Genomic DNA, 26,960 nt, shown 5'->3' with positions numbered 1-26,960 from the left:
CTTATAAATTGATATATTGTAAATCTAATTGAGTTTTGTTGTATTGAATAACTGCATCTAAATATTCTACTTGAATAGTTGTTGCGTTTTCTAAGCTTAAAATGTATTGAAAAAAGTCGATTTCACCTTGTTTGTAGCTACTGTTTGCAACTTTAATAATTTCATCAGATACTTTTTTTCCGTATTCATTGTAATAATTGATTGCTTGTTGAAATTGAATTAATTCATTATTTTTTTGATTAATATGAGCCTCAATTTTAGTTTGTTCGTTTTGCTTTTGTTGTTCCCAAGCTTGTGATTCTAATTTAGCCACTTTTGATTTTGCAATGTTTCCGTTAAACAAAATGGGAACTGATAATCCAACTTGAAAACCATACAAAGATTGTGATAATCCTGAGTTTTTTCCTTGAAAATATTCTAAATTCAAATTAGGTAACCAGTTTTGTTTTTGCAAACTTTCATTTGATTTATATTTTTTCGTAACACTTTCTAAATAAGAAGTATAAAGCTCTTTACTTGAAGTGTTTTTAAAATTAATTAATGGTTTAATTTCTGATAATTTTATTCCTATTTTTTCATCGCTTTGTACCAATGATTGCAACAATTCGAACTGAGCTGCTTTTGCTTTATCTATTTGTGATAACTTGGTTCTAATCTGTCTAAATTTTGCTTCGGCGGTAATTTTTTCTAAATAATTGGTTTCGCCTAATTCAAATCTTCGATTACTTGCTTTAGAGAAATTTTGGTACAAACTATCTAAATATTGATACAATTTTTCTTGATGTTTCAAATAAACGATTTCATGATATACTTTTGAAACTTCAAGAGAAAGTTTATTCTTCTGTATTTCAAAACCTGCTTTTTCTTTTTCATATTCAGCCGCATACACTTTACGTTGTGCTCCATAAACCGTTGGAAAAGCAAACGATTGTTGGGCTCCAAATACCTTTAAAGGCTGATTATTCAACGCTAAATTGTTCTGATCATAGCTATAATACACATTCATTTTTTCAAAATCATATGCTAGTTTTATAGCTTGTTTTGCTTTGTCGACCTGTAATTGTCCTGATTTTATGTTTTTATTATTGGTAATTGCTTTAGAAACCAAACTATCTAATTCTGGATTTCCTTGTTGACTATAACCTAATAATGAGCTGAATAACAAAAAGATGATGATATTATTATTTTTCATTTTTTTGAACTTTAATTTTTTCTCTTCTTTTTCATCATAAATCTTGAATAAAACCGGTAAAACGATTAATGTTAAAAGAGTTGCTGTTATTAAACCACCAATAACAACTGTTGCTAGCGGGCGTTGTACTTCTGCTCCTGCACCAGATGAAATGGCCATTGGTAAAAATCCTAAAGCTGCAGCTGCTGCTGTTAATAATACAGGACGAAGTCTATCTGTTGTACCTTTTAAAATCAGTTCGTTCATGTTTTTCATACCGCTATGCTTTAATTCTTTGAAGTGTTCGATTAGAACGATTCCGTTTAGTACTGCAATTCCGAAAAGTGCAATAAAACCAACACCTGCCGAAATACTAAATGGCAAATCGCGAATCCATAAAAATAAAATCCCTCCTACAGCAGAAAGCGGAATGGCTGTGTAAACCATCATTGCTTCTTTGATTGAACCAAAAGCAAAATGCAATAAGATAAAAATTAAAAACAAAGCAATTGGAACCGCAATCATTAATCGGGCTTTAGCGCTTTCTAAATTTTCAAACTGACCTCCGTAAGTAACACGATATCCTGGTGGCAAATCGACTTTAGCTTCAATTATTTTCTTTACATCGTCTACCACACTTTGTAAATCGCGGTTTCTTACGTTGATTCCTACCACAATTCTTCTGTTGGTATTGTCTCTAGAAATTTTTGCTGGACCTTCAGTATATTCAATATTAGCTAGTTCTCGTAATGGAATTTGCTCGCCATTTGGAGTAGCAACATATAAATTTCGTAAATCTTCAATGTCCGTTCTGTTGGTTTGATCTAAACGAATGACCATATCAAAACGTTTTTCGCCTTCAAATACATTTCCTACAACTTTACCTGCAAAACCTAAGGCAATCATTTCATTTAAATCGGCAATGTTTAAACCATATCGAGCGATTTTACTTCGGTCATATTGCACAAACATTTGAGGTAAACCTTCTGTTTTTTCAATGATGATATCTGAAGCGCCTTCTACATTTCGAATGGCTTTCTCTACTTCATGAGCTTTTTTAGCTAAAATATCTAAATCTTCTCCAAATATTTTAATTGCCACATCAGAACGAGAACCCGAAATTAATTCGTTGAAACGCATTTCGATAGGTTGAGTAAACTCAATTTCCATGTTAGGAATTTGTTTTTCTAATGCTTCTTTAATTTTATCCGCTAATTCATCTTTTGAATCGGCAGAAACCCATTCTGATTTTGGTTTTAACTTAACGATAATATCACTTTCCTCCATGCTCATTGGATCAGTTGGTACTTCTGCGGCACCAATTCTACTCACCACTTGTTTGACTTCTGGGAAATTTTTTAAGATGATTCTCTCAATTTTAGTCGTTGTTTCAATAGTTTTTGATAATGAGGTTCCTGTTTTTAACACGGGTTGAATCACAAAATCACCTTCATCTAATTGTGGGATAAATTCACCTCCCATAGTTGAAAACAAAGCAATTGCGATGAAAAGTAAAGCAACCGCACCATATAAAACTTTTTTGGTATTGTGTAAAGCCCATTTGATTATCGGTAAGTACCAAGAATTTAATTTATTGATTAATCGATGTGAAAACGAATTTGGATTTTCTTCTTTAGGTTTTAAAAATAATGATGCCGCTACAGGAACATAAGTGAAGCAGAACAACATAGCTCCTAATAATGCAAAACTAAACGTCATTGCCATAGGCTTGAACATTTTTCCTTCTACTCCTGAAAGTGATAAAATTGGAATGAATACGATTAAGATAATTAACTGTCCAAAAACAGCCGAATTCATCATTTTTGAAGCGCTCTTATAAGTAATTTGGTCAATCTCATATTGGCGTTCTTTTTTATCTAAACCTACTAAATGACTTGACTTGCTAACAATTTGAAAAGCGATAAATTCAACGATAATTACAGCTCCGTCAATTATAATTCCAAAGTCAATTGCACCTAAACTCATTAAGTTAGCATCAATATTGAAAATATTCATAAACGAAATGGCAAATAATAAACAAAGTGGAATTACTGAAGCAACTACCAATCCAGAACGCCAGTTTCCTAATAAAAGAACAACAACAAAAATTACGATTAAACATCCTAAAATTAAGTTTTCAGCCACGGTGAAGGTTGTTTTTCCTACTAGTTCACTTCGTTCTAAAAATCCGTTGATGTAAACGCCATCTGGTAAAGTTTTTTCAATTTCGGCTACTCTGTGCTTCACATCTTCAATTACTTTTTTAGAGTTACCGTCTTTAAGCATCATTACTTGTCCTAAAACTTTTTCTCCTTCTCCATTTCCAGTAATAGCACCAAAACGATTAGCGTGACCGAATTGAACTTTAGCTACATTTTTAATATAAATTGGAGTTCCAGATTCGTTTTTAACAACAATATTTTCAATATCTTCAATTGAGTTTACTTTTCCTTCACCACGAATAAAATAACTTTCGTTAGTTTTTTCGATATACGAACCTCCAGCAATACTATTGTTTTTTTCTAATGCAGTAAATACATCAGAAGTTGAAATATTCATTGCTTTTAAGCTTGCCGAATTGATAGCGATTTCGTACTGTTTTAAGTAACCTCCCCAAGTATTAATTTCGACAACTCCTTTAATTCCGGATAATTGACGTTTGACTACCCAATCTTGAATAGTTCTTAAATCGGTGACTGTATATTGATTTTTAAATTCGGGTTTAACTTCTAACGTATATTGATAAATTTCTCCTAAACCCGTTGTGATAGGCCCCATTTCAGGAGTTCCAAAACCTTCAGGAATTTTCTCTGAAGCGGTTTTTATTTTTTCCGCGATTAATTGTCGTGGCAAATAGGTTCCAATCTCATCTTCAAAAACAATAGTTACCACAGATAAACCAAATTTAGAAATAGAACGAATTTCTTTTACACTTGGTAAATTCGCCATTTCTATTTCAACTGGATAAGTAATATATTGTTCTATATCTTGAGTTGATAAATTTCGAGAAGTTGTAATAACTTGTACTTGGTTGTTCGTTACATCTGGAACAGCTCCAATAGAAATTTGGAAAACAGAAAACAAACCAAATCCAAATACACCTAAAGTGAATAATAGCACTATAAGTTTGTTTCGTAAACTAAAAGCAATAATTTTTTCTAACATTTTAGTAAATTTAAATAAATAAAATAACATTTATCTTTATAGATAAACTCAACTGAATCATTAAAAATGAATCAATTAATAAAACAAAATATTAGACTATTTTAGGTGGTAACCAAATTGAAGCAATCAAATTGGATTTAAAAGATTTATTGTAGAAAAACTTCTTTTTACAAGAAATTAAGGGCTTTAATAATTGTATTTCATAAGTAATAACCGAAAATGTAAATAAGACAATCGACGAATTATCTATTGTTTTAAATGGTAAATCTTGATGTTCGTGTTGGTTATTGTCAACATTTTTAGAATAATGTAATTTAATGTAGTCAATAAATGAAATTGAAGCCGTAGTTAATTCATTTTTATGCTCTGTATAATGATTAATTAAGTTTGGAACTTTTAATAATTGCCCGATTGATGTGTTAGCACACATAAATACAGAAATTAGAAAAAAAGTAATAAACTTATTCATTTTATACGATTTAGGTTGTTATTTCAAATAATGTGAAATTAAAATAACACTACAAAAATAAAGAATATAAATAAGAAATAACTTAATAACTACTTAAGTTTAGCTAAAGAAAAAATTAATGTGAATTTTGTTTTTTCGTTAATTTTACTCTCAACTGAAATTTTTATTTTTAATAAATCGCAAAGTCTTTTTACTATTGATAAACCTAAACCCGTACCTTTGATATCGGGATGATTGGTAACGTCGGAACGATAAAAAGAATTGAAGATTTTATTTAAATCTTGTTCTGAAATTCCAACCCCATTATCAGCAATGGTGAAGATTATGTCTGTTAAAGTTTTCTCTAATTTTAATTCAATTTTCCCGTTATCATTGGAATATTTAATTGCATTAGAAATCAGATTACTAAATATGATTGAAACCAAATAATTATCCGATTGAACATAAAAATCTTCTGTAAAATCGGCAACAATTTTAATTTTTTTGTTTTCGGTTTTCTCTGAAAAACGAGTTAGATTATCTAAAATTAAAGCATTTAAATAAATCGTTTCTTGTTTTACATTTTGCTTCTGATTTTCAAAACGAGCTAAAAGCAACAATTGATCTACCATATGATTTAATCGATTTACTTCCGAAATACAAAACTGAATTTTTTCTTCATATTCTTGTTGATTTCTTGGTTTTCTGATTAAAACCTCCATGGTTCCTTTAATTACAGCTAATGGAGTTCTCAACTCATGAGAAGCATCAGAAGTGAACTGTTTTTCTCTATCAATTGCGTTTTCAATTCTATTTAAAAGATCATTGATATTTTTTGACAAAACATATAGTTCATCTTTATTTTGTGGTAAAGGAATTCGAGTTTGTAAATTATCCTTAGTAATTTGACTTGAAGTATCGATGATTGTTCGAACAGGTTTAATGCTTCTACCTGCAAAAAAACGAGCAATTAAAAATAATAAAATTAGAATTAACGGAAAAGTAATTAAAAGAATGTTCTTTAAAATTAAAACAATCTCAAAATCTTCTAGCGACATTGCAACTACTAAATAACCAACCACTTCTCCTTTATTGATAATTGCAGTTTGAATTTGTCGTAATGGAATATCATTTAATTTTGTATCAATAAATATGTTATTACTATCATTAAATAATTTTAGATTGGAATTTTTAAGATTTGGAGATTTGTCAATGACTTCTTTGTTGTTGTCATAAAATTGAACAAAAACAGGATTAACACTAATGGAATTGTGCTCACGAGCTCTCCATTGGTCCACTTGAATTAAGTAAGTATCATTTGAATCGGTTGACACATCATCTAAATGTTTTAATAATTCTTCTTGAATTTCTTCATTAACATGTTTATTAACGCTGAATTTTACAATATTGTAAATGAATAAAAAAACAATTGCAATAAGAATAGAACCACTTACGATGTAGTTAAAAGCAATTCTATTTTTAAAGGAAAATGAAAACATAAATTAGCGTTCTATGGATTCAAAATTAGGCTCAATGTGAATTAAAACATGACCTAATTCAATTAGTTTTTCTCGTAAAGTATCTTTTAAATCATGAGCAATATCATGACCTTCTTTCACAGAAATTGTTCCATCAACCATTACATGTAAATCTACGTGATATTTCATACCTGCTTTTCTAATAAAGCATTTTTCTATACAAATTACACCTTTAACCGTTTGTGAAATTTTTTTAATTTCATCTTCTAAATCGTGATATAAATGTTCATCCATGATTTCTCCTAAAGCAGGGCGAAAGATTTTATAACAATTGTAAAGAATGAAAACTGATGCTAGTAAAGCCGCCCAATCGTCAGCAGATTCGTAGCCTTTCCCTAAAATTAAAGCAATTGAAATACCTACAAAAGCTGCAACTGAAGTAATTGCATCACTTCTATGATGCCAAGCATCGGCTTTTAATGAACTACTTTTAGTTTCGATACTTTTTTTCATTACAATTTGAAAAGATATTTCTTTCCATAAAATAATTGCTCCTAAAACAAAAAGTGTGAAAGGTTTGGGTAATTCATGAGGTGTTCCAATATTGTTAATACTTTCGTAAGCAATAATTGTAGCTGAGATTATTAAAAAGCCAACTACTAAAAATGTAATTAAAGGCTCAGCTCTTCCGTGACCATAAGGATGGTTTTCATCGGCTGGTTTATTAGAATATTTAATTCCGAAAAGTACTAAAAAAGAAGCGAAAATATCAGTTGTAGATTCAATTGCATCAGCAATCATAGCGTAAGAATTACCAAAATAGCCAGTTATTCCTTTTATTAATGCTAGTGCTGTATTTCCAACAATACTAAAATAAGTGGCTTTGATTGCTTTTTCTGTATTAGGCATGCTAAATTTCGTTTGCTATGTATCCTACTCCTCTAATTGTTTTAATTAATTCTTGATCTTTTGTAAGGTTTAATTTTTTTCGGATAGCGTTCATAAAAACATCTATAACTCCTGTATCATATTCAAAATGAATACCCCAAACATCTTCAATAATGTTTGTTCGAGTACAAACTTGACCTTTATTTTTAATTAAATATTCGAGTAGTTCAAATTCTCTTTGCGTCAAAGATACTTCTTTATTATCTACAAAAACTTGAAATTTTGATTTATCAACTTTAATATTTCCTAAAGTTAAAACTTTTATTTCATCTTTTGAACGGAAGTGAATTTTGATTCGTTCTAACAATTCATCAAATGAAAAAGGTTTCTTTATATAATCATTTGCACCCGATTTTAAACCTTCAATAGTTTCTTGAACAGTATCTTTTGCGGTTAAAAAGATTACAGGTAAATTACTTTTCTCTAATCGTATTCTTTTACAGACTTCAATTCCTTGCATTTTTGGTAACATCCAATCAAGTAAAACTAAATCAACTTGTAATTCTAATGCTTTTTTAAGCCCATTTTCTCCATCTGAGGCAGAAGAAATTGTATATCCTTCTTCTTCTAAACCTTGTTTTAAGAAGTCTACAATTCCTTTTTCATCTTCAACAATCAGAATGTGCATACTATTGGAGATTATTGTTCTACGAATTTAATACCAAACGTAATAATATTAGCATTTAAGCCGTCATTTCTATCGTAATGATTGAATCTTAAATCCATACTTTTTAGTCCAAATTTCCAAATTTTAGCACTAGTTAAGATATCAGTATACCCTACACCAAATCCGTATTGACTAGCATTGAAAGTGGATAAATCGTAATCAGAGGTATAATATTTTTCTGTTGATAAATGCGTTTCAAATGGTGCAAAATATTTAGATGCATCTTGCGTATAATAACGATACATTGGAAAAACGGTAAATTTGTCAGTTAATTTAATAGGTAATTCAACACTCGCTGTATGTGAAGTAATTCCCCAATCATCCCAATAGTAACGATAGTAAGTTCTTAAAGATAATCTTTCGTTAATATAGTAATTTAATCTACCTCCAAAAGGTAATTTAAAACGAGTTCCTGGCAAACGTTCAATATCATCAGCTAATTGATAAACTCCTCTATTTTGTGTAGTTTCATAAACTGGAATGTATTGTGCTTGTCCTATATAATAATTGGCTTTGTCAGCAAAATATACTCTGTTATATGGCGAAGACAACATTCCTTGTTGTTGCAAAATATCAAAAAATACTGAAAACTGCATTTTCTTTGTAGCCACCTGTGAAAAACTCAATGAAAGAGAATAGGAATTTCTATTTGTTGAATTCCAAACTTTAAAATCACTAGGTAAATAACTGGTTGATGCATTTCCGTTTTGATCTAAAATAGTTACTCCATTGAAGAAGCCATTATTTTGAAAACCTAAACCATATTTTGCATATTCATGTAATTCAGTAGCATAAATAGGACGCCATTGATCTAAATAGACATTAGCCTTTGCACTAACTTCTGAATTTTTATTATTGAATAATTTACTCATACCTCCACCGAAACCAATTGAAGTATAATCATATTCGTTTGAAAATGAAACATTTGTATTCCAAATAAAATTTCTATTATCAGAACTATGACTGTAATTTACTACAGCACTTCCCAATACGTCTTGAGCAGAAGCTCCTGAAGATGCTTGCCAAGGTGTTCCATACGGACCTGTAACTGGAGCTCTGTCATCGTCATCGTCGTCACCTCCACCAGATGCACCAGTAGCATTAAAAGGATTAATATTACTTGAAGAGGCTGATGTATATGCCGAAAGCCCCATGTCAACTGTCAATACATCATCATCATTTAGCGGAATTGCTACAATAATGTTTGAGGCTAAGTCGGTAAGTTTTTCAGAACCTATACCACCTGATACAGAAGAATGTACGCCGTCTTGCTTGTAATAACTAACAAGAAAGTCTACTTCAATTCCTTCCAAAACGCGTTTTTTATAAACAACTTGAGTTGAATCACTTTCTTGAGAAAAAGCGACAGCACTAATCAAAGTGAATAGAAAGATTATTTTATTTTTCATTTTAATTTTTTCTTAATTACAACCACAACCACCACCTGTTTTACCTCCATTAGCACCAGAAGCTGCTTCGCGGTAAACTTGAAATGTTGTTTCATATCGTTCAGAGGTTCTTGCCGACAACTTCATATCTGGGTCATTAATATATTGCTTATCGTATTCTTTAACTGAATTACAAGAAGTAATTCCAACAAGAACTAACATAATTACTACAACTTTTTTCATCTTTATTGATATTTTTTAATGTCTATATTTTTTGAAACATGTATACCGCCTTTATCGTCAACAATAATACATCCTACTCCTTTTAATTGATTTACTAAATCCAATCCTACTTCTACTCCCATTACAAAAATTCCTGTAGCTAAGGCATCTGCTAATTCTGTTTGTTTTGCAAAAACGGAAACACTTATAATACCTGATGCAGGATATCCTGTTCTTGGATCGATAATGTGTGAATATCGTTTTCCGTTAAACGTAACATATTTTTCATAGCTACCAGAAGTTTCTACTGCACTATCATCTAACGGGAAGGTTGCAAAAACTTTATTTTTATTCATTGGGTTTACAATACCAACCGTCCAAGTATTACCATTTGGTTGTTTTCCCCAAGTATTAATATCACCAGAAACATTTACTAATCCAGAATTACACCCTTTTTCTTGTAAAAGAACTTTAATTTTATCAGCAATATAACCTTGACCAATTCCGCCAAGCCCCAATTTCATCCCTTTATTTTTTAAGAAAATGGTGGTGTCTTTTGAATTAAGAATGATATTTTGATATCCTACTTTTTCAACTGACTTTCTTATAGCTTCTTCTGTAGGCATTTCTTTCATACTACCATCAAACTTCCAAATTCTATCCATTGAAGCATAACTAATATCAAAAGCTCCTGATGTTAATTTTGAAATTTTGTTAGCTCTCTCAACTAAATCAAACACCTCTTTATCTACTTTTACAGGAGAAATCCCCGCGTTTTGATTTACTTTTGAAATTTGAGAAGTTGGAATCCAATCCGATATTAAATTTTCTATTCGTTTTACTTCGGCAATAGCCAAATCTGAAAATAAATTTCCCTGAACAGAATCTTTTGCTACAACAGTAATTTCAAATGGACTTCCTAACAAACTTTGCTTTTTTTTAAAAATTTGTTGTCCAAAAGAAAGTGATTGAGTTGCTAAAAGCAAAAGAATTAATTGTTTTTTCATTTTTTCTCAAATGCGTGAATCATTTTGATATATTCTTCAGGTGAAACGTTTTTAAACCCCATTTTACCTAATACTTTACCGTTTTTATCCAAAATTACAACCAATGGAAAACTTCCTTCTAAATTAAATTTTTCAGCTAATTTTCTATTGTGATCCGTTTGATCTTTAGGTAATTCGTTTGCTTTTTTTCTTGGAAAATCAGCTCTTACAATAATCCAATCTTGTGCCGCTTCTTTTTTAAATGCATCCGATTGCCAAATGTTTCTGTCTAATTTAATACAAGGTGCACACCAATCAGAACCAGAAAAGACAATTATGATATTTTTATTTTGTTCTGCTGCTAATTTTTTAGCTTCTTCAAAATTGTAATTCCAATCTTGTGAAAATCCTAATGATGTAACAAAAAAGATAATACCTAGAAATAGTTTTTTCATCTTTTTAAATATTTTTATATATAACATTTTGATATTCAAAAACCCTACCAATTATGTTACAAATTAACTTCATTTAACCTAAATAATTGTATTTTACGTATTACATTAAGTAAAAATTAAGTTTAATTAAGTTTATTGTTCAAATATAAGTAATCAGCTGCTTGATACCAAGAAATGGTTTCGTTTAGTTCAAATTTATTAATAGGAATTACCTTTAATTTATTAGATGTTTTATTCCAATTATAATGTGTATTTGTTTTTTTGTTAGACAATATAGTTATAATTTTATCTTTTTGTAAAGCTAATTTTAAATAAGTCCCCATTAAAGCTCTTTCTTGATATTTTTTTGACAACACGTCTGTGCCAAAGAAATTAGAAGTATAACTCCAATGTAATTGTCCAAATAAAGTTGGAAAAATATCAATTTGGCTACATAATTTAGTCACTTTTTGAGGTTGAATTAAATTTTCACCATAAATAATTGCAGGAATATGATAATTGGCAACATCTATTTCATCTTTTCCCGCGCTACTAGCACAATGATCGGCAACAAACACAAAAATAGTATTTTTAAACCAAGGTTTATTCTTTGCTTTTTTAAACATTTGTTGCAGTGCATAATCAGAATATTTAACGGCACCACTTCTACTTTTCCCAGAAGGAATATCTATTTTATTCTCTGGATAAGTATATGGTCTGTGATTAGAAGTCGTCATGACAAAATTTAAAAAAGGCTTCTTTTTTTGATGATATTCATCTGCAACCTTAATCATTTTATTATAAATATCTTCATCACAAATTCCCCAAGCATTTTCAAATGTAACTTCGCTATCATCAATGTTGTGTCGTGTTGTTTTTATTTTATCACTTAAAACACTACCCCTACCTCTATCGTAAATATCAAATCCATTACCACCATAAAAAGCATTCATGTTATCAAAATAGCCATCACCTCCGTAAAAGAAATTACATTGGTAATTTTTACTTTTAAATACGTTTGAAATTGTATATAAGTTTGAATTATTTGGTCGTTTCACAATACTCTGTCCAGGTGTTGGCGGAATAGACAATGTAACAGCCTCCATTCCTCTAACTGTTCTGTTTCCTGTAGCTTGTAGGTTTTTAAAGAATAAACTCTTATTGGCAATACTATCTAAAAACGGAGTGATTTTTTTTTCATTTCCAAATTCTGTCATAAAACTTGCACTCATACTTTCTATAAGAATAAATACTACATTTGGTTTTGTATTTACTTCTAAACTATCCGTTATTTTACGTTTTATAGAAAAATCATTTGAAAGAAATTTTACATTATCATCTTTTAAATTATTTCGTATTAATTGAAATGCTTCTTCGTCTGAAATAGAATTATAAAAAGTTTTAAAATCTAACTTGTTATTTCGTAACTCAGCAAAAAAAGAGTAAATACCCGTCTTTGATATTTCGTTATTGTATCGATTCTTAGACCATTCAGCATTTGAATTTGAAACAAAAAACACGTAAAACAACATTACAGTTAAAGAAAGCACAAAAGGTAAAATCCTATTTTTAAATGAAATTTTAGTAGCAAATGTATTCTTGAAAAAATTATTTCTAATAAAATAATAAAATACAACGCTAGTAATTATTAACATAGATGGAATTAATAAATACAATGGATAAGATTCATGAATATTCTGTACCACTTCAAAAGTGTAAATCAAGTAATCTACCGCTACAAAATTAAAACGGCATTTGAATTCTTCCCAAAAAGTAATTTCGGCAAAAAAAGTAAAAACAAAAATCAGCAAGGTTAATCCAAATCCGGAATAAATAAAGATTTTATCAATTTTACTTCCGATTAGTTTTTTTGGAAGCAATAGCATATATAATGTACTAATTACAGCCAAAAAAGATAAAGTTCCTAAATCAAACGCTAATCCTGTAAATAAAATTTTAAGTAAATTAATGATTGAGAGATCAATTTCATCAAGTTGCCAAAATAAAAAAACAATTCTTAACAAAAAAGAAAACAATATGAACCAAGCCGAAAAGCCTAATAGTAACGCATATCGTTTTGAAGTATAATTTACTGATTCCATAAAAATTAAATATTTTACGAAATTGAGTCTTTTGGATAATAGAATGCTTAAGAATGACTTAAGTTAAAATTAAGATTTACTTAAGTTAAAGCAACCCGTTGTATTTGCGAATAAACCATTCTGATGCGAGTGCTAATATTGCAAAAATTAGTAACCAAATCCAATCGATAAGTGGTGATTTTTTTATGGTTTCTTTTTGGGTTGGAATATAATTTTCGTTTTCGAGTAACGATTTGATTAGATTTTCTATTTGGTTTGGATAATACACTTTTCCATTCGTATTTGTTGCCAATTGCTCTAATCGATTTTTATCCGGATTCACGAATTGCTTTTCAATTTCAAAATCTAAAACTTCAAAACTACCAGAAAAAGTAGTATTTGATTGTTTTTCAGTTACTTTAAACGAATAATTTCCAGCTTCCAATCCGTCTAAATTTACTTTATAGGAATTGGTTGCTTTTAATAAATCGTATTTTTTTGCTACTTTTGTTTTTGAATTTACAACCTGAATAGTAAGTTGTGCTTTATCATCAAACTCATAGTTCTTATTGAAATATTCAGCAGTAATTTCAATACTTTCTCCTGAATTGTAGAAACTTTCATAAGTAACATTTAAATTCTTTTTAGAAGCATTAGAAACTAAAAACTGAATAATTTTATCAGTAAACAAGTCAAAATCTTCAAATGATTTTTTATTTAAGTGATTTTCCAAACGCCATTTCCAAATATTTTCTCCAATCAAATACGCTTTTCTTTTACTTCCGTTTTCTGTAAATGTCAAAATCGGATTCTGAACCGGAACATTTCTTACTCTTGCAGATAGCAACGTATTTACATTATTTTTAGCAGCAACAACTCCAAAATTATGTTCTAATGGAGGAAAATTTTCAAATCCAATATTCGTTTGAGCAAACAAATTAAAATCGGATTCATAAGTAGCTAAATAATCTTCTTTTGATGCCGACATTTTAAATAATAAATCATCTTGCATTTGATTTAAAAAACCAAAATCGGTTGCCGTTCCTGTAATGATAAAGGTATTAATTTGGGCTGCTTTATTTTGCTCAAATATAGACTTGAAAGTTGTATTAGGTTGATACAAAATTAAAACTTTATAATTTTGTAATGATTTGATTTCATTTGGCTTAACAATAGTTACTTTACGTTGTTGATTAACTTCAATACTTCTTTTTAAAGCACCTAAATCAGGATGATTAATGGCAGAAATTAAAGCAATTTCACTTCGTTGATCGATTACTTCAACGGCAAAATTCTTAGCATTATTAGAGGTATTTTTTTCTTTTATATTAGATGAAATTACCGCTTTATATTTGGCAATTCCAACTTTATCAGCATTTAATAAAACGATAACCGATTGGGCTTTTTTGTCTTTTGAAAAAGTAAGTGTTTGCTTGTGAACTGTTTGATTTCCTGATTGGATTGAAAAAATAGATGTAATGGTTTCATTGCCATTGTATTGTAAAAATACTTCTACTGGAAATTTATTCTTTAAAAAAGCGTATTTATTAACGTTGATTTGGTTAATTTTCAAATCTAAAACCGTAGTAGTATCGCCTAAAACGACTGGAAAAACACTTGTATTCTCTTGAAAACTGAATACATAATCATTTCCCATGGTTTGATTTCCGTCGGTAAATAAAACTACAGGATAATTTGTATTTCGGTACAATTGCTTTAAATTCTTAGCTACACCATCAATATGGGATTGATTTCCTTGAAAATCAAGTTGTTCTAGTGATTTAAATTCGTTATCAAACGAAAATAATTGTACGTCATATTTTTCGTTAATAGCTTTATTTTTTGCAATATTAAGATATAATTCCGAAGCTTCTTTCGTTGCTTTTAATTCGGAAATGGATTTGGAATTATCTACAACTATGGGTAAAGGTATTTTCTTAATTTCAGTAATTTTTCGACTAATAATCGGATTAATCAACAATAAAAAGATCGAAAACAAACTTATAAAACGTAAAAAAGCCAAAAACCAATACAATTTTGACTGGTTTTTGACTTTATACAAATATTGATAAAACGACAATCCAGCAGCAATAATTACTGATAATAGGAGAAGTAAAATTGTGCTTGTTGTCATTTATAGTTTAACCACTAAGTTAGCATTCCACCATCAACATTAATAACTTGTCCTGTAACATAAGCACTCATATCTGATGCTAAGAAAACACAAACATTAGCTACATCTTCTGGAGTTCCTCCGCGTTTTAATGGAATAGCTTCTCTCCATCCTTTTACTACATCTTCGTTTAATTTAGCTGTCATTTCAGTTTCAATAAAACCTGGAGCGATAGCGTTGCAACGAATATTTCTTGAACCTAATTCTAATGCAATAGATTTTGTAAATCCGTTCATACCTGCTTTAGAAGCTGCGTAGTTGGCTTGACCAGCGTTTCCTTTTACTCCTACTACACTACTCATGTTTACGATAGAACCTTTACGGTTTTTCAACATAATTTTTTGTACCGCTTTAGTCATGTTGAAAACCGATTTCAAATTGATTTCGATTACTTTATCAAAATCTTCTTCAGACATTCTCATTAATAAGTTGTCTTTTGTGATTCCTGCATTGTTGATTAAAACGTCAATTGTGCCGAATTCAGCAATTACATCATCAACTAATTTTTGTGCTTCGTTAAAATCAGCTGCATTTGATTTATATCCTTTTGCTTTTATTCCTAAAGCATTTAATTCATTTTCTAAAGCCATTGCCGATTCTACAGATGAACTGTATGTAAAGGCAACATTTGCTCCTTGTTCTGCAAAAACTTTTGCTATACCGCTACCAATTCCACGGCTTGCACCTGTAATAATGGCAACTTTTCCTTCTAATAATTTCATGATAAATATTCGTGTTAGTTTGTTTTGTAATAAAGTTCAAATATAGGAATATTTTAAACTATAAAAAAAGTCATACTTTTAATTAAACCTTTTTTATCAAATGTTGTCTTACAAAAATAATCCTAAAACTAACGATTATGAAAAACCAAATTATTTTAGGTCTTTTTGCAATTTGTGGATTGACTTCGTGTAGCGATAATTCTGATAGTAATTATGAAGAAATTCCTTCTTATCCATTTGTAGAGGCTGAATTTGGTTCTTCAGTCGATTTAAATAATTTAGCAAATTATGCGAATCAACAAGTTCCTTCCTATATTATAAAAAATAATTCACAAGGAAATGTTATTACTGATAAAGGTGCTACTCTTGGAAGAATTTTATTTTATGATAAAAATTTATCATCTAATAATACGATTTCTTGTTCTAGCTGTCATAAACAAGAATTTGCTTTTAGCGATAGCAACGTAGCAAGTACAGGAGTTAATGGAACAACAGGCAGACATTCCATGCGTTTGATAAATTCGAGATTTGCAACTGAAACTAAATTCTTTTGGAACGAAAGAGCTATCAATCTAGAAACACAAACTACAATGCCAATTAAAGACCACGGTGAAATGGGTTTTAGTGGTGAAAATGGTGATTTATCTTTTGATGATTTAATTACCAAATTAAGTGCTATCGGTTATTATAAAGAGCTTTTTAAATTTGTTTATGGTACAGAGGAAATTACAGAAGCTAAAATTCAAAATGCTTTAGCGCAATTTATCAAAAGTATTCAATCATTTGATTCTAAATATGATGCAGGAAGAGCTTTAGCGACTAATGATGGGCAACCTTTCTCTAATTTTACAGCACAAGAAAATCAAGGTAAAAATTTATTTTTAACGCCACCCGTTTTCAATACAAGTGGTGTACGAACTTCGGGCGGATTAGGTTGTGCGGGTTGTCATAGAGCTCCAGAGTTTGATATTGATCCCAATACTTTAAATAATGGAATTATTGGAACGATTGCAGGAACAGGAATTGATACTGGAAATACAAGAGCTCCTTCCCTACGTGATTTAGTTAGAACTGATGGAACTACTAATGGTCCAATGATGCATACTGGTGTTATAACCACTTTGCAAGCCGCAATTGGGCATTATGGAACTATTAATATTGCTCCAGGAAATAATAATTTAGATCCACGATTAACTCCTGGTGGAATTGGACAACAATTGAATTTAACAGCTACCGAAGTAAATGCCGTAATCGCATTTTTAAGAACACTTTCAGGAACTGATGTTTATACGAATACTAAGTGGTCCAATCCATTTAATTAAAAAGAATACAAAACAAAAAATCCCGCACTAGCGGGATTTTTTTATATCTAAAAGTTATAAGATTAACCTAAAACTTCTTTTACTTTTTTACCAATTTCAGCTGGAGAATCTACCACGTGAATTCCGTTTTCTCTCATGATTCGTTTTTTAGCTTCTGCTGTATCATCAGCACCACCTACGATTGCACCTGCGTGACCCATTGTTCTTCCTTTTGGAGCAGTTTCACCTGCGATGAATCCAACAACTGGTTTACGGTTTCCGTCAGCTTTAATCCAACGAGCAGCATCTGCTTCTAATTGACCTCCGATTTCACCAATCATGATGATGATTTCAGTTTCTGGATCGTTCATTAATAATTCAACTGCTTCTTTAGTAGTTGTTCCAATGATTGGGTCACCACCAATTCCAATAGCTGTAGTAATTCCTAAACCTTGTTTTACCACTTGGTCAGCAGCTTCATATGTTAAAGTACCTGATTTAGATACGATACCAACTGTTCCTTTTTTGAAAACGAAACCCGGCATAATACCAACTTTAGCTTCTTCTGGAGTAATTACACCAGGACAGTTAGGTCCAACTAAACGGCAATCTTTTCCTTTGATATAATCATACGCTTTAATCATATCTGCAACTGGAATACCTTCAGTAATACAAATGATTACTTTGATTCCCGCTTCAGCAGCTTCCATAATTGCATCAGCAGCAAATGCTGGTGGAACGAAGATAATTGAAGTATCAGCACCCGCTTTTTCAACAGCATCTTTTACTGTGTTAAAAACCGGTCTGTCTAAATGTGTTGAACCTCCTTTTCCTGGAGTTACACCACCTACAACATTTGTTCCGTACTCAATCATTTGAGAAGCGTGGAAAGTTCCTTCGCTACCTGTAAATCCTTGTACAATTATTTTTGAATTTTTATTTACTAAAACGCTCATGATATATGAATTAAATTGTGTTTAAATTTGTGATGCAAAAGTAAGTTTTTTACCAAATAATCACGTAATTTTTATTGTATTTTTTTAATTAGGTTTGCTAATTTGATATCCTTTTTTGATTTTATTGTCTTCGAATTCCCAAATAGCTACTATTTTTGCAATAAGAACGAACTCTTTTGGGTTTTCAATAGTAGTTACTTTATGATTATATTTCACCACAATTTGATTATCATCTTCGATAAAGTGCGAAATTTCCATAAAAGAATCCACATAATTTTGTTTTAACTCTTTAGCTAAATCAATAATATCTGATTTACTCATCTTTACGTTTCCATGTGAACTGTCCCAATCCAAAATGAAATCATCATGCAAAAGTTCGTTTAAAAAAACTTCATTTCGCAAACCATCTTCTTTATAAAAAAATTCGATTTTCGCTCTATTTGTCATTTTGTTTTAATTTTTCAATGATTTCTGGAATTCGTTTTACGTTGGCTAATTGTTTTAATTTTTCACGTGATTCTTCAATTGGAGTACCAAAATAAGTTTTCCCACCTTCAATGGATTTGGTAACACCAGTTTGTCCCATTACCACAGCTTTTGAACCAATAGTAATTCCACTTGTTGTACCAACTTGTCCCCAAAGCGTTACTTCGTCTTCAATAACCACACAACCTGCAATTCCAGTTTGTGAAGCAATTAAACATTTTTTTCCAATAACCGTATCGTGACCCACATGCACTTGATTGTCAATTTTAGTTCCAGCTCCGATAGTGGTGTCGCCTGTAACTCCTTTGTCAATCGTACATAAAGCACCGATTCCAACATTATCTTCAATCACTACTCGCCCACCTGATAACAATTGGTCGAAACCTTCTGGACGTTTTTTGTAATAGAAAGCATCAGCTCCTAAAATGGTTCCTGCATGAATCATTACGTTATCACCAATTACAGTGTTATCGTAAATTGTAACATTAGCATGAATCAAACAATTTTTACCAATTTGAACATTATGTCCAATAAAGCAATTCGGTTGAATAACTGTTCCTTCTCCGATTATAGCTGAATCTGAAATTGCAGCATTTGAAGCTTGAAATGGTCTGAAATGTTTTGTAAGTTTATTGAAATCTCTAAAAGGATCATCAGAAATTAACAATGCTTTCCCTTCTGGATATTCTACTTCTTTGTTAATTAAAACAATAGTAGCTGCCGATTGAAGAGCTTTGTCATAATATTTAGGATGATCTACAAATACGATATCACCAGGTTCTACCACATGAATTTCATTCATACCGTGAACTGGAAAATCGGCATCACCCACAAAATTACTATTGATAATTTGGGCAATATCTTTTAGAGGATAAACTTTTGGAAATTTCATTTAATAGGGATTAGTGGATAGTAATTAATGATTAAGTAAAACACAAAAGAGTAATTAGTTGCTTGGCTATTTACTAATTACTCTTCACTTTTTACTTTCAATTATTCTTTTACTCTTTCCATGTAGTTTCCAGTAGCTGTATCAATTTTGATTTTATCACCTTCATTGATAAACAACGGAACGTTTACAGTAGCTCCTGTTTCAACAGTTGCTGGTTTTGTAGCATTTGTAGCTGTATTTCCTTTAACTCCTGGCTCAGCATAAGTCACTTCTAAAACGATAGAAGCTGGCATATCTACTGATAAAGGTGCTTCAGTTTCAGCGTTAATTTGAATCATTACGTTTGTTCCTTCTTTTAATAAATCTGGAGCATCTAATACTTTTTTATCTAACGTAATTTGCTCAAATGATTCATTGTTCATGAAGTGAAATTGATCTCCTTCAGCATATAAATATTGGAATGTATGTGTTTCAACACGTACTTCATCAATTTTGTGTCCAGCAGAAAATGTGTTATCTAATACTTTTCCGTTTGTTAACGATTTTAATTTTGTTCTTACGAAAGCTGGTCCTTTACCTGGTTTTACGTGAAGAAATTCGATAATTTTATAAATATCGTTATTGTATTTGATACATAATCCGTTTCTAATATCTGATGTACTTGCCATTTTGTTTTTATTTGATGTTTATTGATTTATTCTTTTTTAAATTTAAAATTACAATGAGCTAGTGTAACCTTTCATGATTCCACGAGAAGAGTTTCTAATGAAATCTAAAATTTCATCTCGTTCAGTTGTAGCTTCCATTTCAGCTTCAATGATACTTACTGCTTGTGAAGTATTGTAATTTTTTTGGTATAAAATTCTGTAGATATCTTGAATTTCTCTGATTTTATCTGTTGAAAATCCTCTTCTTCTTAATCCTACTGAGTTAATTCCTACATAAGATAAAGGTTCTTTTGCCGCTTTTGTAAACGGAGGAACGTCTTTTCTTACTAATGAACCACCAGAAATCATAGCATGATCACCAATTGAAATAAACTGATGAACCGCTGCTAAACCACCAATGATTGCAAAATCTCCCACCGTTACGTGTCCGGCTAAAGCAACACCATTTACGATAATAGCGTTATCACCAATATGGCAATCGTGTGCAATGTGAGCCGTAGCCATAATCAAACAGTTTTTACCAATTTTTGTTTGACCAGAAGCAATTGTCCCCCTATTGATTGTAACACATTCTCTAATGGTTGTATTATCACCAATTACCGCTAACGATTCTTCTCCACCAAATTTTAAATCTTGAGGAACCGCTGAAATTACAGCACCAGGAAAAATATTACAATTCTTACCGATACGAGCGCCTTCCATAATGGTAACGTTTGAACCAATCCAAGTTCCCTCACCTATTTCAACATTGTTATGAATAGTAGTAAAAGGGTCAATTACTACGTTTCTTGCTATTTTAGCACCTGGGTGCACATAAGCTAATGGTTGATTCATATGATTTTTTTATTTTACTTTAACAATTTGTGCCATTAATTCGGCTTCTGAAACTAATTTACCATTCGCATACGCATACGCTTGCATGTGACAAATTCCTCTTCTAATAGGAGAAATTAAATCACATTTAAAGAATAAGGTATCACCTGGTAAGACTTTATTTTTGAACTTAACATTATCAATTTTCATGAAATATGTTAAGTAATTTTCTGGATCTGGAACGGTACTTAAAATTAAAATACCTCCTGTTTGTGCCATAGCTTCAATCTGTAAAACACCCGGCATTACTGGAGCTCCTGGAAAATGTCCAACGAAGAAATCTTCATTCATTGTAACATTTTTTAATCCTACAACATGCGTTTCTGATAATTCTAAAATTTTATCAACTAATAAAAATGGAGGTCTGTGTGGTAATAAATCCATAATACCATGAATATCCATTACAGGCTCTTTATTGATATCATAACTAGGAACACTATTACGCTCTTCTAATTTAATGATTTTAGCAATTTTCTTAGCAAACTGTGTATTTACATAATGTCCAGGCTTGTTTGCGATAACTTTTCCTTGGATTCTTGTTCCAATTAAAGATAAATCACCTACAACATCTAATAATTTATGACGAGCGGCTTCGTTAGGAAAATGCAACGTAAGATTATCTAAAATTCCGTTAGATTTAACTGAAATCGTTTCTTTATTGAAAGCTTTCTTTAAATTTTCCATTGTTTCTGCTGAAATTTCTTTATCAACATAAACAATAGCATTATTTAAATCACCACCTTTAATTAAACCGTTATTTAAAAGTGATTCCAATTCATGTAAGAAACTAAACGTTCTACAATCAGCGATTTCAGTTTTAAACTCTTTTATACTTTTCATTGTGGCATTTTGAGTTCCTAAAACTTTAGTACCAAAATCTACCATTGCAGTAACACAATAGTCATCAGAGGGAATTACAGTAATTTCACTTCCTGTAGTTTCATCTAAATAAGAAATGACATCTTTTACAACGTATACTTTTCGCTCAGCTTCTTGTTCAACAATTCCAACTTTTTCTATAGCTTCAACAAAATATTTTGAAGAACCATCCATAATAGGAAGTTCAGAAGCGTTTAATTCTATAATAACGTTATCTAAATCGCAACCCACAAGAGCCGCTAAAACGTGCTCTGGTGTTTGAATCATTACTCCTAATTTTTCTAAATTAGTGCCTCGTTGCGTATTTACAACATAATTTGCATCAGCTTCAATAATTGGTTGCCCTTCTAAATCTACACGTACAAATGTAAATCCGTTGTTTACAGGAGCTGGTTTAAAAGTCATTGCAACTTCTTGACCTGTGTGTAAACCTACACCTTTTAATGATATTTCTGCAGCAATTGTTGTTTGCTTCGCCATGATAAAAATTTTAAATTATTTAATTTTATTTTTTAATTCTTCTATATCGGTAACAATCTTTGGTAAATTTCTAAAATGTACAAATGATTTTGCGAAATCTCCGTAATTGAATGCTGGACTTCCTTGAACTACTTCTCCAGCTTCTAAATTTTTACCAATTCCTGATTGCGCTTGAATTTTTACGCCATCACCAATTACTAAATGTCCAGCAAAACCAACTTGACCACCGATTAAACAGTTTTTACCTATTTTCGTTGTTCCAGCAATTCCTGTTTGTGCCGCGATTACGGTATTTTCACCAATTTCAACATTATGAGCAACTTGGATATGATTATCCAATTTCACTCCTTTTCTAATGATAGTTGAACCTAAAGTAGCTCTGTCAACTGTTGTACACGCACCTATTTCAACATCATCTTCAATAATTACATTTCCGATTTGCGGGACTTTTGAATACGTTCCGTCTTCTTGAGGCGCAAAACCAAATCCGTCTGAACCAATGATTGTTCCTGAGTGAATCGTGCAACGATTTCCAATAACCGTTTCCGAATAAATTCGAACACCAGCAAAGAAAACACAATCATCACCAATGGTTACGTTATCACCTATAAAACTATTCGGATAAATTTTTACATTTTTACCAATAGTTACATTTTTTCCAACGTAACAAAAACTTCCTAAATACAAATCAGAACCATAAGTTACACCATCAGAAATAACTGATGGTTGCTCAATTCCTGATTTCATCAATTTGACTTGATTGTAATATTCTAACAACTTTGAAAATGATTTATAAGCATCGTCAACTTTAATTAAAGTCGTTTTTATTTCTTGTTCTGGCTCAAAAGTGTTGTTAACAATCGTAACAGTTGCTTGAGTAGAATAAATATAATTGGTGTATTTAGGATTCGCCAAAAACGTCAATGAGCCTTCGGTTCCTTCCTCTATTTTAGACAATTTAAAAACTTCAGCCTCTGGATTACCCACTACTTCACCTTCTAAAATGCCTGCTATTTGCGCTGCTGTAAACTTCATTTAAAAATTTTATTACTATCTAATTAGATAGATTTTGGGGATATAAAAATACGCATTTTCATTCAATACCAAGTATTGATTCCACTTCAACTTGGCAAAAATATAAAATTAAATTAAAAAGTTAAGATTCTAATACCACTTTTGGAAAACAAATGAAGTATTTTGTTACTGGTTTTGACAAAGCTTTTAAGTGCAATTGATCTGAAGCTTCTACAACATCTTCAATAGTTTTATCCTTTTTTAAGATGCGAATAGGTTCACTTGATTTGCTATACGCCTGATTTTTCAACTTACCTTTGAAGACAAAATAATCCGCTTCTTTATCCGAAATTTTAGCAATAGAAATGTATTTATTTTTTATAGCTAATAAATTCTCTTTGTTTGGTTTATCGTCACTCATTTGAATCTTTAGTAAATCACGATTTAGTATCATTCTACATAGCGATTGTAAGACAAAATCATCATGAAATTGCCAAGCTTTTATCGCACCTAAAACATCATAATCATCCAAATAAGAAAACTTATCTAAAACACTTTTATCAAAATCGGACAAAGAAATTTTGTTTTGCAAAAAGAATTGTAATGGTTCGCTACAAGGTAAAAGAATTCCTTTTTGAGTCAATTCTTTAGCACGCTTTAGAATTTTGGTCAAGATTAATTCGGCAACAACACTGGTTTTGTGCAAATACGCTTGCCAATACATCAATCTTCGAGCAACCAAAAACTTTTCTACTGAGTAAATTCCTTTTTCTTCGATAACCAAATAATCATCTTGCACATTCATCATTTGGATTAAACGTTCACTGTTGATGTTTCCTTCTGCTACACCGCTATAAAAACTATCGCGTTTTAGATAATCCATTCGGTCCATATCCAACTGACTTGAAATCAATTGCAACATAAATTTTCTATGATATTCGCCTTTAAAAACTTGAATCGCAAGAGCTAATTTTCCATCAAATTCTTTATTCAGTTGCTCCATGAACAACAACGATAATTCTTCATGATGCACTTCTTCTACTATACTGTGTTCCATAGCGTGACTGTAGGGACCGTGACCAATATCGTGCAACAAAATCGCAATATATAGCGCATTTTCTTCTTCTTCCGAAATAGAAACTCCTTTAAATTGCAAGGTTTGAACCGCTTTTTGCATGATGTGCATACAACCTAAAGCATGATGAAAACGTGTATGATGCGCTCCTGGATAGACCAAATACGACATTCCCATTTGGGAAATTCTTCGTAAACGCTGAAAGTAAGGATGCTGAATTAAATCGTAAATTAAAGAATTAGGAATGGTAATAAAACCATAAATAGGATCGTTAAATATTTTGAGTTTGTTGGTTTGGCTCACAATTTGATAATTTTAATAACAAATGTAGCGTTTTTCACAAAATGAAATCGTTAAAAAGTGTTGAAAATTTTATACAATATTTAATACAAACCTCGTTTAATAAGTAGTAACTTGCACACAAATTAAGAAATATGAGTCAGATAAAAATACTTTGGGTAGATGATGAAATTGATTTATTAAAACCCCATATCTTGTTTTTAGAAAAGAAAAACTATCATGTAACCACTTGCAATAACGGACAAGACGCTATCGATTTGTTCGAAGAAAATAATTTCGATATTGTTTTTTTAGATGAAAATATGCCAGGTTTAAGCGGTTTAGAAACTTTATCTGAATTAAAAGAAAAGAAATCTTCGGTTCCGGTGATTATGATTACCAAAAGTGAGGAAGAATACATTATGGAAGAAGCCATCGGTTCTAAAATTGCCGATTATTTGATAAAACCGGTTAATCCAAATCAGATTTTATTGAGTTTAAAGAAGAATTTAGACCATTCGCGATTGATTTCTGAAAAAACAACTTTAGATTATCAGAAAGAATTCCGAAAAATTGCGATGGATATGGCAATGGTTCGTACCTATGAAGACTGGGTCGAATTGTACAAAAAACTGTTGTTTTGGGAACTTGAGTTAGAAAACATAGAAGACCAAAGCATGGTAGAAATCTTAGAAAGTCAAAAAATAGAAGCGAATGTGCAATTTGGAAAATTCATCGAACGTAACTACGAAGATTGGTTCCAACCAAAAGCAGATAAACCAATACTTTCTCATGAAATTTTTGGTGAATTAGTAGCACCTGAAATCCGTAAAAAAGACAAACCCATTTTATTCGTTGTTATTGATAACTTACGTTACGACCAATGGAAAGCGTTTGAAAGTGTAGTAAACAATCACTACAAATTAGAAAAAGAAGTGAGCTACTTCTCTATTCTACCAACGGCAACACAATATGCTCGTAATGCGATATTTTCTGGATTAACGCCTTTGGACATGGAAAAGAAATTTCCACAATATTGGAAAAACGATCCTGATGAAGGTGGAAAAAATCTATTTGAAGGTGAATTTTTAACGGAACAATTAAAACGTTTAGGATTAAACATCAAACAAGAATATTATAAGATTACGAATTTTTCTTCGGGAAAAAAATTAGCTGACAACTTCAAATCACTAAAAAATAACGATTTAACTACGATAGTTTATAATTTCGTAGATATGTTATCGCACGCTAAAACCGAAATGGATGTAGTGAAAGAATTAGCTTCAAACGATAAAGCGTATCGTTCTTTAACGGCAAGTTGGTTCAAGAATTCTCCGCTTTTGGACATGATTCAACAAGCACAACAACTTGGTTTTAAATTGATTATAACTACCGACCACGGAACTATCAATTGTAAAAATCCGTCGAAAGTTATTGGTGATAAAAACACGAGTTTAAATCTTCGCTATAAAACAGGAAGAAGTTTAACTTATGAAGACAAAGACGTTTATGCGGTGAAAGATCCAAAGAAAATTGGATTACCAGCACTAAACATGAGTAGCTCTTTTATTTTTGCGAAAAACGATTTATTTTTGGCTTACGTAAATAACTACAATCATTATGTGAGTTATTACCGAAACACCTATCAACACGGAGGAATTTCGTTAGAAGAAATGGTAATTCCATTCTTAGTTTTAGAGCCGAGGTAAAAGTGTTCAGTATTCAGTCAAAAGTGTTCAGTAAAAGCAAAATTTAGTATGACCGTAATTTACAGTTTAGAAGAAATAAATGCCATTGCAAAACAGATTCTTGCTACACCTTCGTTAAAGAAAATCATCACGTTTCATGCGCAAATGGGCGCTGGAAAAACGACTTTGATTAAAGAATTGGTCAAAGAGTTGGGCGTAAAAGATAATTCAAGCAGCCCAACATTTTCTTTAGTAAACGAATACAGAACTTTTGAAGGCGAAACGGTGTATCACTTTGATTTATATCGTTTAAATTCGGAAGAAGAAGGTTATGATATGGGATTAGACGAATATTTCTATTCTGATAATTGGTGCTTTATCGAATGGCCAGAAAAAACGCCAAACTTAATCCCGATTGACCATGCGAGTATTTCGATAAAAATTTTACCAAATGGTAAACGTGAACTAACGCTCAAAAATTAAATA

General features: G+C 31.0%; 23 protein-coding genes. 3 read left to right on the top strand and 20 right to left on the bottom strand.

Annotated elements, in window-relative coordinates; all coding sequences use genetic code 11:
- Nucleotide 1: 1 nt before the first annotated feature.
- The 12 genes from BP92_RS0109410 to fabG form a co-directional block, all read right to left on the bottom strand.
- Nucleotides 2-4,336: a CusA/CzcA family heavy metal efflux RND transporter gene (locus BP92_RS0109410; RefSeq protein ID WP_026725836.1), complete on the bottom strand. Its 4,335-nt coding sequence runs from the start codon at nt 4,334-4,336 to the stop codon at nt 2-4.
- A gap of 91 nt (nt 4,337-4,427) precedes the next feature.
- Nucleotides 4,428-4,805, bottom strand: a complete 378-nt coding sequence (locus tag BP92_RS0109405) for a hypothetical protein (RefSeq protein ID WP_026725835.1) — start codon at nt 4,803-4,805, stop codon at nt 4,428-4,430.
- An 89-nt stretch (nt 4,806-4,894) separates the two neighbouring features.
- Nucleotides 4,895-6,283 (bottom strand): sensor histidine kinase, encoded by a 1,389-nt coding sequence (locus BP92_RS0109400; RefSeq protein ID WP_026725834.1) that lies wholly within the window; start codon nt 6,281-6,283, stop codon nt 4,895-4,897.
- 3 nt (nt 6,284-6,286) lie between these two features.
- A complete protein-coding gene (locus BP92_RS0109395) occupies nt 6,287-7,171 on the bottom strand; it encodes a cation diffusion facilitator family transporter (RefSeq protein ID WP_026725833.1) in 885 nt (294 codons plus the stop codon).
- A gap of 1 nt (nt 7,172) precedes the next feature.
- Nucleotides 7,173-7,838, bottom strand: a complete 666-nt coding sequence (locus tag BP92_RS0109390; RefSeq protein ID WP_026725832.1) for a response regulator transcription factor — start codon at nt 7,836-7,838, stop codon at nt 7,173-7,175.
- An 11-nt stretch (nt 7,839-7,849) separates the two neighbouring features.
- Nucleotides 7,850-9,286, bottom strand: coding sequence for a DUF3570 domain-containing protein (locus tag BP92_RS0109385; RefSeq protein WP_026725831.1), 1,437 nt, complete (start codon nt 9,284-9,286; stop codon nt 7,850-7,852).
- Between the two features lie 12 nt (nt 9,287-9,298).
- The gene (locus BP92_RS0109380; RefSeq protein WP_026725830.1) at nt 9,299-9,508 is read right to left on the bottom strand and encodes a DUF4266 domain-containing protein; all 210 of its coding nucleotides are present in this window, start codon (nt 9,506-9,508) and stop codon (nt 9,299-9,301) included.
- Nucleotides 9,509-9,510: 2 nt separating this feature from the next.
- Complete coding sequence (locus BP92_RS0109375; RefSeq protein ID WP_026725829.1) at nt 9,511-10,494, bottom strand: FAD:protein FMN transferase; 984 nt, start codon at nt 10,492-10,494, stop codon at nt 9,511-9,513.
- Complete coding sequence (locus BP92_RS0109370; protein ID WP_026725828.1) at nt 10,491-10,928, bottom strand: thioredoxin family protein; 438 nt, start codon at nt 10,926-10,928, stop codon at nt 10,491-10,493. Before BP92_RS0109370 ends, BP92_RS0109375 begins: the two co-directional genes overlap by 4 nt.
- Nucleotides 10,929-11,050: 122 nt before the next feature.
- Nucleotides 11,051-13,009, bottom strand: coding sequence for an LTA synthase family protein (locus tag BP92_RS0109365; protein WP_026725827.1), 1,959 nt, complete (start codon nt 13,007-13,009; stop codon nt 11,051-11,053).
- 85 nt (nt 13,010-13,094) lie between these two features.
- On the bottom strand, nt 13,095-15,122 hold the full coding sequence (locus BP92_RS0109360) for a hypothetical protein (protein ID WP_026725826.1): 2,028 nt from the start codon (nt 15,120-15,122) through the stop codon (nt 13,095-13,097).
- 14 nt (nt 15,123-15,136) lie between these two features.
- Nucleotides 15,137-15,883: a 3-oxoacyl-[acyl-carrier-protein] reductase gene (gene fabG / locus BP92_RS0109355; RefSeq protein ID WP_026725825.1), complete on the bottom strand. Its 747-nt coding sequence runs from the start codon at nt 15,881-15,883 to the stop codon at nt 15,137-15,139.
- A 137-nt stretch (nt 15,884-16,020) separates the two neighbouring features.
- Between fabG and BP92_RS0109350 the strand changes: the two genes are divergently transcribed.
- Complete coding sequence (locus BP92_RS0109350; RefSeq protein WP_026725824.1) at nt 16,021-17,205, top strand: cytochrome-c peroxidase; 1,185 nt, start codon at nt 16,021-16,023, stop codon at nt 17,203-17,205.
- Between the two features lie 62 nt (nt 17,206-17,267).
- Here BP92_RS0109350 and sucD read toward each other — a convergent pair whose 3' ends face one another.
- From sucD to BP92_RS0109310, 8 genes are all read right to left on the bottom strand, one after another.
- Nucleotides 17,268-18,140 carry a succinate--CoA ligase subunit alpha gene (gene sucD, locus BP92_RS0109345; protein ID WP_026725823.1) on the bottom strand — a complete coding sequence of 291 codons (873 nt, stop codon included), beginning with the start codon at nt 18,138-18,140 and terminating at the stop codon, nt 17,268-17,270.
- 84 nt (nt 18,141-18,224) lie between these two features.
- Nucleotides 18,225-18,587, bottom strand: coding sequence for a nuclear transport factor 2 family protein (locus BP92_RS0109340; protein WP_026725822.1), 363 nt, complete (start codon nt 18,585-18,587; stop codon nt 18,225-18,227).
- Nucleotides 18,577-19,518: a UDP-3-O-(3-hydroxymyristoyl)glucosamine N-acyltransferase gene (locus BP92_RS0109335; RefSeq protein ID WP_026725821.1), complete on the bottom strand. Its 942-nt coding sequence runs from the start codon at nt 19,516-19,518 to the stop codon at nt 18,577-18,579. The genes BP92_RS0109340 and BP92_RS0109335 overlap by 11 nt, the downstream gene beginning before the upstream one ends.
- 101 nt (nt 19,519-19,619) lie before the next feature.
- Nucleotides 19,620-20,186, bottom strand: coding sequence for an elongation factor P (efp, locus tag BP92_RS0109330; protein WP_026725820.1), 567 nt, complete (start codon nt 20,184-20,186; stop codon nt 19,620-19,622).
- Nucleotides 20,187-20,234: 48 nt separating this feature from the next.
- Nucleotides 20,235-21,020: an acyl-ACP--UDP-N-acetylglucosamine O-acyltransferase gene (lpxA, locus tag BP92_RS0109325; protein ID WP_026725819.1), complete on the bottom strand. Its 786-nt coding sequence runs from the start codon at nt 21,018-21,020 to the stop codon at nt 20,235-20,237.
- Between the two features lie 9 nt (nt 21,021-21,029).
- On the bottom strand, nt 21,030-22,418 hold the full coding sequence (locus tag BP92_RS0109320; protein ID WP_026725818.1) for a bifunctional UDP-3-O-[3-hydroxymyristoyl] N-acetylglucosamine deacetylase/3-hydroxyacyl-ACP dehydratase: 1,389 nt from the start codon (nt 22,416-22,418) through the stop codon (nt 21,030-21,032).
- Nucleotides 22,419-22,433: 15 nt separating this feature from the next.
- Nucleotides 22,434-23,453 carry a UDP-3-O-(3-hydroxymyristoyl)glucosamine N-acyltransferase gene (lpxD, locus tag BP92_RS0109315; protein ID WP_026725817.1) on the bottom strand — a complete coding sequence of 340 codons (1,020 nt, stop codon included), beginning with the start codon at nt 23,451-23,453 and terminating at the stop codon, nt 22,434-22,436.
- A gap of 121 nt (nt 23,454-23,574) precedes the next feature.
- Nucleotides 23,575-24,810 carry an HD domain-containing protein gene (locus tag BP92_RS0109310; protein ID WP_026725816.1) on the bottom strand — a complete coding sequence of 412 codons (1,236 nt, stop codon included), beginning with the start codon at nt 24,808-24,810 and terminating at the stop codon, nt 23,575-23,577.
- 131 nt (nt 24,811-24,941) lie between these two features.
- Between BP92_RS0109310 and porX the strand changes: the two genes are divergently transcribed.
- Both porX and tsaE read left to right on the top strand, forming a co-directional pair.
- A complete protein-coding gene (porX, locus tag BP92_RS0109305) occupies nt 24,942-26,495 on the top strand; it encodes a T9SS response regulator signal transducer PorX (protein WP_026725815.1) in 1,554 nt (517 codons plus the stop codon).
- Between the two features lie 48 nt (nt 26,496-26,543).
- Nucleotides 26,544-26,957 (top strand): tRNA (adenosine(37)-N6)-threonylcarbamoyltransferase complex ATPase subunit type 1 TsaE, encoded by a 414-nt coding sequence (gene tsaE, locus BP92_RS0109300; RefSeq protein ID WP_026725814.1) that lies wholly within the window; start codon nt 26,544-26,546, stop codon nt 26,955-26,957.
- Nucleotides 26,958-26,960 lie beyond the last annotated feature (3 nt).

It is taken from the genome of Flavobacterium sasangense DSM 21067 (assembly GCF_000686885.1).
Classification (GTDB): domain Bacteria; phylum Bacteroidota; class Bacteroidia; order Flavobacteriales; family Flavobacteriaceae; genus Flavobacterium; species Flavobacterium sasangense.
Note: the sequence above shows the minus strand (reverse complement) of the source record. Positions and strands in the feature narration are given on the sequence as shown.